General features: G+C 56.7%; 14 protein-coding genes and 1 tRNA gene. 5 read left to right on the top strand and 10 right to left on the bottom strand.

Annotated elements, in window-relative coordinates:
* Positions 1–75: 75 nt before the first annotated feature.
* The 10 genes from D1841_RS12095 to D1841_RS12050 all read right to left on the bottom strand — a co-directional run bounded on the left by D1841_RS12095 (position 76) and on the right by D1841_RS12050 (position 10,311).
* Positions 76–654, bottom strand: coding sequence for a 5-formyltetrahydrofolate cyclo-ligase (locus tag D1841_RS12095; RefSeq protein ID WP_160643376.1), 579 nt, complete (start codon positions 652–654; stop codon positions 76–78).
* Positions 655–657: 3 nt separating this feature from the next.
* Positions 658–1,203 (bottom strand): DJ-1 family glyoxalase III, encoded by a 546-nt coding sequence (locus tag D1841_RS12090; protein ID WP_160643374.1) that lies wholly within the window; start codon positions 1,201–1,203, stop codon positions 658–660.
* Between the two features lie 24 nt (positions 1,204–1,227).
* On the bottom strand, positions 1,228–1,887 hold the full coding sequence (locus tag D1841_RS12085; protein ID WP_160643372.1) for a thymidylate kinase: 660 nt from the start codon (positions 1,885–1,887) through the stop codon (positions 1,228–1,230).
* 33 nt (positions 1,888–1,920) lie between these two features.
* A complete protein-coding gene (thyX, locus tag D1841_RS12080) occupies positions 1,921–2,679 on the bottom strand; it encodes an FAD-dependent thymidylate synthase (protein ID WP_160643370.1) in 759 nt (252 codons plus the stop codon).
* A gap of 38 nt (positions 2,680–2,717) precedes the next feature.
* The gene (locus D1841_RS12075; protein WP_160643368.1) at positions 2,718–4,136 is read right to left on the bottom strand and encodes an extracellular solute-binding protein; all 1,419 of its coding nucleotides are present in this window, start codon (positions 4,134–4,136) and stop codon (positions 2,718–2,720) included.
* A gap of 178 nt (positions 4,137–4,314) precedes the next feature.
* Entirely contained in the window at positions 4,315–4,839 is a 525-nt protein-coding gene (locus D1841_RS12070; RefSeq protein WP_160643366.1) for a nitroreductase, read from the bottom strand.
* Between the two features lie 272 nt (positions 4,840–5,111).
* Complete coding sequence (locus D1841_RS12065; protein WP_160643364.1) at positions 5,112–7,559, bottom strand: transglutaminase domain-containing protein; 2,448 nt, start codon at positions 7,557–7,559, stop codon at positions 5,112–5,114.
* Positions 7,556–8,902: an alpha-L-fucosidase gene (locus D1841_RS12060; protein WP_160643362.1), complete on the bottom strand. Its 1,347-nt coding sequence runs from the start codon at positions 8,900–8,902 to the stop codon at positions 7,556–7,558. Before D1841_RS12060 ends, D1841_RS12065 begins: the two co-directional genes overlap by 4 nt.
* A 275-nt stretch (positions 8,903–9,177) precedes the next feature.
* A complete protein-coding gene (locus tag D1841_RS12055; protein WP_160643360.1) occupies positions 9,178–9,978 on the bottom strand; it encodes a hypothetical protein in 801 nt (266 codons plus the stop codon).
* A gap of 257 nt (positions 9,979–10,235) precedes the next feature.
* Positions 10,236–10,311: transfer RNA gene (locus D1841_RS12050), tRNA-Lys, on the bottom strand.
* 171 nt (positions 10,312–10,482) lie between these two features.
* Between D1841_RS12050 and D1841_RS12045 the strand changes: the two genes are divergently transcribed.
* The 5 genes from D1841_RS12045 to D1841_RS12025 all read left to right on the top strand — a co-directional run bounded on the left by D1841_RS12045 (position 10,483) and on the right by D1841_RS12025 (position 12,160).
* Positions 10,483–10,770: a helix-turn-helix domain-containing protein gene (locus D1841_RS12045; protein ID WP_201751303.1), complete on the top strand. Its 288-nt coding sequence runs from the start codon at positions 10,483–10,485 to the stop codon at positions 10,768–10,770.
* A gap of 31 nt (positions 10,771–10,801) precedes the next feature.
* Positions 10,802–11,269, top strand: a complete 468-nt coding sequence (locus tag D1841_RS12040; protein ID WP_160643357.1) for a hypothetical protein — start codon at positions 10,802–10,804, stop codon at positions 11,267–11,269.
* Entirely contained in the window at positions 11,262–11,537 is a 276-nt protein-coding gene (locus tag D1841_RS12035) for an XF1762 family protein (RefSeq protein WP_371721843.1), read from the top strand. Before D1841_RS12040 ends, D1841_RS12035 begins: the two co-directional genes overlap by 8 nt.
* 70 nt (positions 11,538–11,607) lie before the next feature.
* Positions 11,608–11,979 (top strand): FtsX-like permease family protein, encoded by a 372-nt coding sequence (locus D1841_RS12030; RefSeq protein ID WP_347563999.1) that lies wholly within the window; start codon positions 11,608–11,610, stop codon positions 11,977–11,979.
* A 16-nt stretch (positions 11,980–11,995) separates the two neighbouring features.
* Positions 11,996–12,160: a cysteine-rich KTR domain-containing protein gene (locus D1841_RS12025; protein ID WP_160643355.1), complete on the top strand. Its 165-nt coding sequence runs from the start codon at positions 11,996–11,998 to the stop codon at positions 12,158–12,160.
* The last annotated feature ends 178 nt before the right edge of the window (positions 12,161–12,338 follow it).

The raw sequence follows: 12,338 nt of genomic DNA, 5'->3' as shown, positions 1-12,338 counted from the left end.
GCGATACAGGATTTACACAAAAAGCCATGAAAAGCGGCCTTTTATGCCCGGTATCGTTCCTTTCTTTGATATTTTTCACGCCATACGCCTTTTTCCAATGCAGGCGGACACGCCTGCCTCAGTGGCTGTAAAGCCAACCTTCCTGTCATGGCTTCCAGCAGGGAGGCTGTCAAAAAGCAGTTCCCCATAACACAGCCCCACCGATTCCATTCCCGCCGCCAGGAAGCGGTCGTAATAGCCCTTTCCATAGCCCAGCCGGTTCCCCTGCCTGTCAAAAGCAAGGCCCGGCACAAGGCACAATCCCGGCCCTTTTCCGGGTACGCGCGCCCGGGACTCCGGTTCCAGTATGCCCCATTTGCCGGGGCGCAGATCCCGAAAGCTTTCAAAGGGGAAAAAAGCCATTTCCCCCTCCCCTTCGCCGCACGCCGGGGCCAGCACCTCCTTGCCCTGCTCCCAGGCGGCCTCTATCAGCATCCCTGTGTCCGGCTCGCCCCTGGCGCTGAGGTAGAGAAACACCCTTTCAGCCTGCCGCCATTGGGGCATAGCCAAAATCCACCGGCAGATAGCCCGGCTCTTTCCTTCCTTATCCGGCAGGGCCGCCCGCTTTTCCAAAAGCGCCCGGCGCAGGGCTGCTTTTTCCTCCTGAAGGCCCATGGGTCAGGGCTTCTGGATGGAGGCCTTTATCTCCTCCGCCTTTTCCGGGGAAACCAGGGCCGCTGCCAGCGCAAGGCCGAATTCCGTGGAAACGCCCATGCCCCGCCCTGTGATAAACTGCCCGTCCTGGCAGACATATTCCTTGCTGAGGGACGCGCCCCCTTCTATCAAGTCCTGCTGGAACTTGGGGAAGGCCGTAGCCTCCCTGCCCTTTAAAAGCCCCTTGTGGGCAAGGATGGAGGGGGCGGCGCAGATGGCCCCGATAAGCTTCCCTTCCTTTACGCAATAGTCCAGCGTCTCCTGGACAATGGGGGATTTTTCCAGGTTCAGGGTGCCGGGCAGGCCTCCGGGCAGTACCATACCCACAAGGTTTTCCCGGGAAATCTCCTGGGCGGTGCAGTCCGTCCGCACCGTCACCCCATTGGACGCGGCAACCTCCCGGCCTTCCACGCCCACAAGCTGCACCTCCGCCCCGGCCCTGCGCAGGATGTCCACAGGCGCCAAAGCCTCTACCAGTTCAAAGCCCTCCGCCAAAAACACATATACCATAAAGCTTTTCTCCTTTCTGCCAACTCATAGCGCTTCCAGCGCCTTTTCCAGCACCTGCCGGTGTATCTCCTCCCGGGGCAGGGGCTTTCCCTCCCTACCGCAGGGGATAACGGCCCAGCCCTGCTTCTCCGCCACAAAAGCGGCGCTTTGGGCGCAGGCCTTTAGAAACGCCAGATGGTTCTCATGGATGTCCTTTTTCCCGCCCTTTTCCGCATAGCGCGCTGCTAAGAGCTTTTGGGAAACCTCCACAGGCATCGCAAGGTAAATCACCCTGTCCGGGCGGGGCAGGCCCAGCCTGCCATATTCAAAGTCCTCCGCCCAGGCTATGAAGCCCTCCCATTCCTCCCGGGGCAGCTTTACAAGCTGGTAAATCAGGTTGGAGGTGGCGTAGCGGTCGCAGAGGACGGGCACCCCCCGGCGGTAGTCCTCCCCCCACACCCGGCGAAAGCTTGCAAAGCGGTCTACCGCGTAAAAGGAGCTGGCGGCATAGGCGTTCACGTCTCCAGGCTCCCTGCCGAAATCCCCGTTTAAATACATTTTCACCAAAGCCGAGGAAGGGGAAGCATAGTCCGGGAAATCCACCTTTCGCACCTGCCCCAGCCGCTTTTCCAAAGCTTTATGGAGCAACTCCGCCTGGGTGGCCTTGCCGCTGCCGTCCAAGCCCTCCAGTACAATCAGGCCCATATCTGTTTCTCCTCCCCATGCAATATGCCGGCCCTACAGGCTGGAAAATTTCTCCCGCACCTGCGCCGCCTGCCCGCAGGACATTTTCCCCTCCGGGCAGCTTCCTCGCAGGCAGGGCGGGCCTGCCTTTTCAAAGATATGGGGAGCCGCTTCCCGCGCCTGGCGGAGCATTTCCACTGCCAGCCCGCGGATTTCCCACTGTGCCCGGTTGCAGCAGCGGTGGGTGAAAAAATTCAAAAGGGATCGGGCGTTCATGGTGCAGATAAGCTTGGTAGCGCAGGCATTTGGCAGCACGAAGCGCGCGTCCTCAATGGCCTTTTTCTCCGCCTTCCGGGCAGCGGCCTTAGGCTCCTCCCCTTCCCGCAGAAAGGCCTCATAATGCTTTTCCTGCAAAAGGGCGGCAAGACGCTCGTAATGCCGGGCATCCTCCTCCATGGCCCGCAGGAATTCCTCTTTCGCCTCGGGCAAGGCTTCTATCTCCGGCGGCAGCACAAACTCAAAGCTGTCCTCTTTTACATAGCGCTGGCTCTGCACGCTGTAGGAAGCAATCCTGTGGCGGGTAATCTGGGCCAGCAAAGAGCGGGACACCCCCTCAATGCCAAAGGTGAAGCTTGCGTGCTCAATAGGGCTTTCATGGCCAATTTCAGAGAGCATCTCCAAAAAAGAGGCGGTTTTTTCCGGCGTAAGCCCTTTTTGCACTGTGCTGATGTCCGCCTGGGCATAACACAGCTTGGCGGCACAGGCCACAGTGGCCTCCGGGCTTGGGGTATAGGCAAGCAGTTTCACCTGCATAAGGCTTCCTCCTGTTTATATAATCATGCTCAGCGGGTTTACTCGTTCCCGCTCTCCTCGTCCTCATCTTCTTCCGGTTCTTTCAGTTCCCAGGTGTTGGGCTGCTCCAGGTATACCTGCTGCCAGAAGCCGTTTAACTGGGACAACATCTCTTCCTGTGTAATCTCATCCTGTAAAAACGCTTTTAACAGCCGGCGATACTCCTCCTCAAAGGCCTGGCTTTCTTCCCGGTACATGTCCGGGCGGCAGGCATACTGATATTCATTGCCCAACTGGCACATGCGCATTTCAACGGCCCGCTCCCCCTCCTTTAAGGAAGGCTCCATCTCCAGGCCTTCCCCGTGCAGGGGCAGGGTGCCCGCTGCCTTGGCGATATGGGTGTTGTTGTCCGCATTGGCAAGATACGTGAGAAAATGGATGGCAGTTTCCCGGTTCCCGCTGTTTTCGCTGATGCCCCAGCCCCAGAATCCGGCGGAAAACACAGAACGGTTATTGTCGCACCGGGTAAAGCCTTCCACCCCCAGCGCCCCTTGGGGCAGGGCCTCCCGCAGCTCCGCCGTATGGGAGCTGTCTGCCAGCAGCATGCAGGCCTCTCCGTTTTTAAAGGCGGAAAGGGCCTCCTCCTCTGTCCAGTCCACACTGCCTGGCAGCACGTCCTCGTTCATGGTCAGGTAAATCCGCTCTGAGGCAAGCTCTGCCGCCTGGGTGGCAAACAGGGTGTCCCCCTCGTCCATGCCTGCGGCAAAGTATCCGGCGGCAGGGTTTATCATGGCGCCCCGGCCTGCGCGGCTCCACATAATGGTGTCAAAATAATCTCCCAGCCTGTCTTTTCCCGCAATAGCCAGCCTTCCCTTTTCTCCCAGCTTCTCTCTCACAGCGGAGATCTGCCCCCAGGTGCGGCACCAGAGCTTGTCCTCTTCCTGCTCCTGGGTTTCATTATAGGCGTCTAGCCAGTCGGCCCGATAAAACATGACCTCCTGGCGGAAATCCGCCGGCATAATGTACGCCTGCCGGGCGCCCATGGAATACACCGCCTGCCTTGCGGCATTTGTCAGGCCATATTCCTCCCGCCACACCTGCAGGTAGGGATAAAAATTCCACAACAGCCCTTCCCCTGCCAAAGCAGGCTGGCTGCCGCTGTCCACCTGCACCAGATCCGCTTTCCCGGTGCGCAGCAGCTCCTCTGCCTGCTGCTCTGTATCGCAGGGCACAAGGATGATTTCCGTTTCAGGGAAATCTGCCCGGTATTTCTCAATAATCTCCTCCAGTGCCTTCTGATAGGCTTCGTCCAACTGGGTGTAGGCCATTTTAAGCCCAGCCGCCTCCCCTGTGTTTTCCAGCGTAACCTGCGGCCCGCTGGAAACGGGAAAATCTTCCTCCTCCGGGGCGCAGCCAGCAAGGCTGGCCATCAGAAGAACCAAAGCTAAAAGCAGTGCGGTATACCGTTTATATCCCATGTGAAGTACCATTCCTTATTTTTGCTTCAGGGGATTCCCATCCACAGCGCACATGCCATGGAACCCCATATTGTTTTATTATATCTGTATATGGCAAAAAATACAAGCTAAAAAATATGAACAGTGATTTTCGGCACAGAAAAACCGCCCAGCGGGCTTCCCGCCGGACGGCCTGCAATTATACTTTTACAATATATCCCGCTTTGCGGGGCTTTGCCTCCGGGGCAGGGCCGTCCCCATAACCCACTGCAAGGGAGCCTACGCCTTCCAGCCCCTCCGGCAGGCCCCATTTGCGCAGCAGCGCCTTGCCTTCTGGCAGACGGAACATCTCCCGTTCCCCGTGTATCCAGCAGGTAGAAACGCCCAGCGCGTGGGCAGCATGCATCATAGCGGACAGCACGCAGGATCCGTCCTCCACCCAGGTGTTGGAATTCCGGGGATCCCCCAGCACTAGGAGGATGGCCGGCGCGCCGTAATAGGGATCGCCTGCGCCTCCCCGGGCCTTACAGTTAAGCTCCTGCACCGCCCTGCGATCCTCCGGATTTTCCACTGCCACAATGGTGGCGGTCTGCTTATTCATGCCGGAAGGGGCATAGGTGCCCGCCTCCAAAACAGCGTCCACCTTTTCCTTTTCCACCGGCTCCGGGCGGTATTTCCGCACGCTGCGGCGGGTTTTCAGCAAAGTGATCATGTCGTTTTCCATAGGTTCTTCCTCCTGTCCGGCCTGCCGCCCGCCCCAGCGTCCTTGTCCGCAAACGCCCGCCGCCTACGGCGGGCCGCCAAGCCAAAGGCCAGGCGCAGGGGGCAAAGCCCCCTGGTTTGCGGGCGGGACGCTGGGGATAGCCTGCAAGCCAAAAATTTCAAGTTTTAGGCTAGAGTCTGTCTGAGAACAGAGAAGGCGCTGAATTTTTGACACAGAAATCCTTCTAGCTTGGGCAAAAAGGCAGTATCTGCGATTTTTAAACAGGCCCTCAGTCAACTGTTTTTCTCTAAAAGCCGCAGCAGCAGCGCCGCCACCCCCACATTGTACCCGCTGCAGGCATAAAGCCCCCGCCCCTGGGAATCTGCCAGCAATACTAAAGGCAGGCGCTCCGGGTCTGTAAAGAGCTGGCGGGCAAGGGCCGGCACCTCCCCCATGTCGGCCTGCCAAAGCTGTGCCTGGGGCAGCGCCTCCATCACCTGCAGCAGGGCGGGATCTTCCCGCGCGCCAGGGGGCGTTATCAAATAAACCTGGCAGAAGTCCCGGCGCTCCTCAAAGCCTGCCGCCGCGTCCTTCAGTTCCAGCAATAAATGTTCCGTCGGTTCCCGGCCTGGTTCCAGCCAGCAGAGCAGGCTGACAGGAGCCTCTGCCAACACCTCCCTGCTGGAACGGGCCTGACCCTTTTTATCTGTAAGGAAAAAAGGCGGCAGGGGCAGGCTCTGCAAAAGCTGGCTTCGCTGCGCCTGGGGGAAGCAGAGGGAAACCTCCCGGCTATCGCCTGCGGCCAGGCAGACATCCTCCTGCCTAGCCAGTTGATCCCCGCAGGGCAAACGCAGGACAGTCAGCAGGCGGTAAAATCCTGGGGAAAGCTTTAGGGACAGGCTTTCCCCGGCGCGTATATGCCCGGTGGAAAGAACCTGCCAGACCCCTCCTTCCCAGCGGGCAAGGGTATACCCCTGTCCCCACAGGGCAGGGCGGTTTTCCGGGTTTACCAGGCGCAGGCAGGCCTCTTCCGGTTTTTCCACCCGGCAAAAGCCGCCGTCCTGCCAATATTCCGGCACGCCGTCCAAAGGGGAAAGCCGGGCGGGTATGCCTAAGGCCCGGCACATCCCGCAAAACAGAACCTGCCTGCCCTGCTCCCCTGCCGCTTCCAGCTTCAGGGCGCTGTAAGGGCTTTGGGGCAGTTCTCCATAGGTTTCTGCCTGGGAAATGTGCTCCCCCACCCACTGCCACGCTTTCTTGGGATCTGCCCGCCAGCAGGCCGCCATTTGCTGTTCCGGAGAAACATCCTCCCGCCAGGCCCTTAAAGGCTCCAGCCCTATGCGGGGGCAAAGCAGCGCCTGATTGAACACCTCCAAAGGAAAGTCCTTTTCCCACCGGAGGGCATGGGCGCAATCAGCTATTACCTCTGGGGGCACGCCGTCGGCCCTGTCCTTTCGGGGCAGAAGGGCAAGCACCCGTTCTGCGAGGCCTAAAGCCTTCTCCCCCTCTTCCCGCCGCACAGCCTGCTTTTCCCTGCGGGAAGCCTCCGCCTGTTCCAGCACAGCCTGCCGGGCTGCTTTCTGCTCTGGGGTTAAGGGCGCTGGGAAGGTTTCCGGGGCGGCTGGGGCTGTAAACCGGAAATCCCCAGGTGTTTGGGCAGAAAGGCCTGGAGATGAGGGCAGCTCCAGCACCAGCGTCTGGGCGCGGGCAGTGTCCCATAACACCTCTGCTGCCCGCCCCTCCTTCTCTGCCGTCACATATACGCATCCCAGCCCCAAGTGCAGGCAGGCTCGGCCCTCACTGTCAGTTATCCGGCCGGCAATGGGCCGGTAAGCCGCCATGTTCAGCAGGGAAAAGGTGAGGCGCGCGCCCTTTACCGGGGCGCCGCCTGCCTCCCGCACTGTAACGGTGCAGGCCTCCACAGGGGCATACCGGGATGTAAGGGTTTCATAGCATACACCCTCCCGCACGTCCAAGTCCAGCGGATCTATGCCGGGATAAAGCCATGGCGGGGCAGGCAGTTCCCCTGTGAAAGACCGGGTGTGTATAAGCATGGCCCGGGCCGCCGCCCCGGTAAACCAGCCCCTGTCCAGCTCCGGTTCCGGTTCGCAGGCCCCTAAATACCGCCACGACTTCCCGTCCCAGGCCTCTGCCCAGGCGTGGTTGTCATCGCAGTGGCTCCACCAGGGAGCGTACACCTGCCGGGCAGCAATGCCTATACTGCGCAGGGCCGTTACCGTGAAGGTGGATTCCTCCCCGCAGCGCCCCCAGCCCCGGCGGTAAACAGCCAGGGGCGAAGAGGTGCGGCTGTCTGTAGAACGGTAGGTAACCTGTTCAGCGCACCAGCGGTTCGCCTCCAAAATGGCCTCCTCCAGGGAAAGGCCCCGCACCCGGGGGGCCAGTTCCTCATAAAAGAAGGGACGGCAGTCTGAAAGCTCCTCCGTATTAATCCGGGGATAGAGCACGTCTTTGAGAAACAAATGCTCCGGAAGCTCCCGGCACCAGGAAAACTCCTCCCGCACCCGGCAGGCGTGGCGGACAAATCCTGCAAAAAGGGACGCAGGATACTCCCCTAAATCAGGCAGGGGCAAAGTGCCAAGCACATAGCGCAGAAGGGGTGCGTTTTTCCCAGCGGCAGCTATCTCCCGCTCCCAGCCCTCCGCCCGCGCCCCCAGGCGCTCAGCCCTGGCTTGCCAGGCGCTCTGGGCAAAGCCGCAAAACTCCTTAGAAAGGCCCGTCATTTCAACTGCACCTTCAGCACAGTGTCCACCGGGTCAGGCAGCACCGGATCAGGGCCTAAATCCGCAAAGGCCATGTGGGCATAGTCGTTATGCACCCAGCTATTGGACAAAGGCACCTCTGCCCCGGTTTCCAGCATCCGCACGCAGTCAATCTGTTCCGGGGAAATCCCGGGCAGGGGCATGGGGCCGATGGTATTTTCAAACAGATGGTAGTAGAGGGTATTGCCCTTGCGGGTGACGCGGCCGCTGTCCGGCTTTTCCATGCCAGCCTTGCCGCAGCCATAGATGCTCTCGCTGTTCTTGCCCATCCACGCGCCAATGTCCCGGAGGATTCCCATAGATTCCGGCGGAATGTTCCCTTTGGCGTCCGGGCCTACATTCAAAAGCAGGTTGCCACCCTTAGAGACGCACTCTACCAGCTTCTTGATAAGCATGGGGGCAGGCTTGAAAAAGCGGTCGTTGGCGCAGTATCCCCAGTTGTTGTTCATGGTAACGCAGGCTTCCCACACCATGTCCCGGCCGTTTTTGTCCTGAATGCCGTTTGGCGGGATAATCTGCTCGGGGCTGACAAAATCCCCGTGGAAGGGAGCAGGCTCTCCTGTCCACAAAGACCCAAAGCCCTCGCCGCTTACCTCCAGGCGGTTGTCAATAATCACCTCGGGCTGGAGCGTGCGCACCATGTTCACAAGCTCTGTGGCGCGCCACTTTTCCCCCCGCATGACGTTATACTTGTCCTCATAGGAGAAATCAAACCACAGGATGTCCAGCTTCCCATAGTTTGTACACAGCTCCCGCACCTGGTTGTGCATGTAGGTAAGGTAGTTGTCAAAATTGCGGCCCTCGTTGGGATACTCCGGGTTAAAGCGCATGGGATGGTTCCGGTCGCCAAAATGGGGGTAGTCATCGTGATACCAGTCTAAAAGGGAGAAATACAGCCCCACCTTCAGGCCCTCGGCCCGGCCAGCCTCCAGAAATTCCCGCACCAGATCCCTGCCGCATTTGGTGTTGGTAGACTTGAAGTCCGTATACTGGCTGTCGAACAGGCAGAAACCGTCATGGTGCTTGGAGGTGAGCACCATATACTTCATCCCCGCCTCCTTTGCGGCCCTGGCCCACTTCTGGGGTTCATAGTCTACGGGATCGAACTCCTGGAAATACCGCATGTAGTCCTCTTTTTTGATTTCCTCCACGCTACGCACCCACTCGCCCCTGGCAGGGATGGCATAAAGCCCCCAGTGGATAAACATGCCAAACCTGGCTTCCGTATACCAGGCCATGCGCTTTTCATATTCCTCGCGGTTAAACTGATACATACGCGTGCCTCCTTTTTGCTTTTTTGTCATGGCGCCCACCCTGCTGGTTTGATGCCATAGGGGAAACGGCGTGACAAAAGCCACGCCGCCTTCCTGAAACCATTACGTTTTAAGAAGCTGTACCGATTAGAATTGGTGCGAAGATTGAAGATTTTCGAGCCAAATTTTAACAGGATTCAAGGTGAAACCCGCAAGACAGGCTCCCGCCTGTTGAGGATTTTCAACACAGAAGCTTGTAAAATTTGCCGAAAAAATTTGCGCTACGGCCTATTGGTACGGCTTCTTATATCTTTTGCCCATCCGCCTTATGCAGCCTCAGGAGCCTGGGCCTGCTCTTCCTGCTGCTCCGGCTCCTCAGGATTTGCCTTGGTAACAGTGCGGGTGGTGCCGCCGGAAACATAGGTTTCGCCGCACTCAGGGCAGATATCCGTGTGCAGCGTCACGCTCTGGCTGACCACCTTCCTGTCCTCCCGCTGGGCTTTGGCCTGCTCGTGGGACACATGCTCCATTTCGTGACCCCGCACAGCGGAAGCCGCCAAATCCGGATCAATGCGGGTGGGCGTTTGGTAGGACACGCTGGAATCATCCGAGCCATCCTGATACTTGCGCTTTTCGCAGGTTTCGCACTTGCCTTCTTCCAAAGCTTCCTGTGCGCCTACAGCCCCGGTTTCCACGCCCTGCCCTTCTTCCGCCCCATACTGGATGCGCATACGTACCAGAGACTCAGCAGCATTTGCGCCCGGCCAGCCAGGCAGTTGGCTGGATGCATTTGCCTGCCCCTGGATTTCCCCGCTGGCAGCCTGGCCCTGGGGATACTGCACCCGGGCGCGGTTCATCTGCTCTGCCGCATAGCTGTCCGGCAGGACAGGCATGGCATATTGGGAAAATTCGCTGGGCAACCGTTCGCTATAAACAGCGGGCTGAAGCTCCCGGGCCGTAGCAATGGGTACAGGTTTAACAGGCTGCACAGGCGTTTCCGGGGCAGCCGCCTGCCCTCGCAAAACACCTGTGCCCATACCCGCGCCATACATCCGGGAATACCCTGCTGCCCCGTAAACAGCCCTGGCCCCATAAAGGGGGCCGGTGCCTGTAATACCGCCTATCATAAAAACCAACCTCCGTTGCAATGACCGAAGAAAAACATAGCCATCGCGTTCGTTTTGCATCATGATAATTATACCACGCTCTGCCTAAAATGCAAGTAGGAATTAGGAGGGTGAGCCGTATCGTGGGTTGTCATATTAAAGCCCACCAAGTCCGGAAGCATTTATTTTTAGAAACAAAGATTCTTAGCCGGGGGGGCTTTTTCACTAAAGCTATAAAATAAAAACCCCTCGAAACCGCATAGTTCCTAGGGGTTTTGTGGTGACCCATCGGGGATTTGAACCCCGGACACCCTGATTAAAAGTCAGGTGCTCTGCCAACTGAGCTAATGAGTCTTGCTCACGTATTGAGTATTATACCAAAGCTTCTGTAGGCTGTCAAGTGTTTTTTGCGACAAGGTTTGCCTTGGCAAGCATTACAATTAGGTTACACAAGGTCAAACGGCCTGTGTAGCCTAATTTTTTTGCAAAGAAATAGGAGAACAACAGAACCGGGGGTGAGAAATCTTGCGGAAATACAGATATTTGACATTCGCAGACCGAAAGCAGATTTCCGCGTGGTATCAGTTAAATGACCGGGCGGCGGACATAGCAGAACGGCTGAGAATGAGCGTGAAAACGATCTACCTTGAATTGAAGCGCGGGGAAGAAACGGACGAAAGCGGGACCGTTATTCTTGACCGCAACCAGCGGCCCGCATACAACCCCGTTCTTGCCCAGCAGAGGTTACAAGCGAACTTCAAGCGTCGCGGGCGCGTCGCGGTGGAGGAAGCGGCAGAAACGGCGGGAGCATAGGCCCGCAAGAACTAAACAGGAGGTTTTGACAGTGACAGAATATGAACGAATCACGCAAAGCCCGGAAACACTGGCGACGTTCCTTGCGTCCTTGCCCTGCATTGAGGGGCCGTGGGACGAAGAATTTCACAAGCGGTATTGTTCCGTGTGCGTTGAGCCGGAATGTGACCGTTGCCCGAATGAGGATTTCCGCAGCAACCCCGGCTGGTGGCTGACCCTTGCTGCAGGACAAGCGGCAGGAATGGGAACGCACGTGATCGATCTTGACACGGCGGAAGTTGAAAGGCCGCTGACCGCAGAGGAAGAAAAGGCGTTGCAAAAGGCCAAGACGCTTTTCCGCTATGCAATAGAAAGCGGGAACGAGCCGGGAGCAATAACAATAATGCCGATGGGTGAAAGCGCGGGTATAACACTTCACGGCGAATCAGAGGTTCGGATATTTATAAAACTACTGCTTGATTCTTTCCGTGAAGCGGGAACGGCGGTGCGGAATGCTTGAAATCGTCCCTATGACATTAAAGGAAGCAAACGCATTTGTCGAGCAGAAGCACCGACACCACGGGCCGGTTGTCGGACACAAGTTTTCAATCGGGCTTTCAAACGGTGAAGAAATCGTGGGCGTTGCCATTGTGGGCCGTCCAGTTGCGCGGCATTTGGACGACGGCTGGACACTTGAAGTACTACTTTTGAGGGAAAGAGCCTTGATATGCCGCCCGGAACCCTGCCAGCCCAGCCACCAGCACACAGCATTGAGAAAGAATAAATGAAAACTGAATACGACGCAAACGCGGCGTTTCTCTATCCCTATACAGGGAGAACAGGAACGCCGCTTTTTTTATGCCCTCATGTTACGCAGTAGGGGCGAAAAGAGCCTTGCTATATGCGGCTTTGCGGGCGCGTTTCTGCCGGGGATCTATGTTGGAATCTATTGGTATGGAAGAACGACAGGTTCGTAATATGCTATTTTGGGAAAGCTTTCTTTTTGCATTGCAGAATATTTTAATAACCTTGACTTTTGGTACGGTAACAGGATTTGCCTTTATTTCATTTATGCAAAAATCGGCAACCTATTTGGAATATCATTTTCCAATTATTGCAGTTGTTCTTTATATTATCGGTATGATAGGTATTCCGATGTTGATTTCTCTCGGTTGTCTAAAAAGGCAAAATAACATTTCTTTAGTAGAAAGAATAAGAAATGAAGATTAGTAAGGGGGAGGTGTCGATGAAAGAAAACATATGGATATGTTGCCCTGTTTGTAAGAGTAAGACGAGATTACAGATACGGAAAAATACCGAATTGAAGAATTTTCCCCTTTATTGCCCGAAGTGTAAGCAGGAAACTTTAATTAACGTCAAAGAATTACAGATAACTGTAATTAAAGTATGAAACCAGATAAGGACAAAACTCAAAAATTGTGTTTAAGACAGCAGACACAAATATGTGGAGTGACTATCATATCTGGAGGAAATAGAAAATGGCAAAATCATTATTTGAACAGTTAGGCGGCACATACCACGAAGAAAATGGGTATCTTATACCCGATTTGAGATTACCCACCGAAGAA

The sequence above is a fragment of the Neglectibacter sp. X4 genome (genome assembly GCF_009917365.1).
GTDB lineage: Bacteria > Bacillota > Clostridia > Oscillospirales > Acutalibacteraceae > Acutalibacter.
Note: the sequence above shows the minus strand (reverse complement) of the source record. Positions and strands in the feature narration are given on the sequence as shown.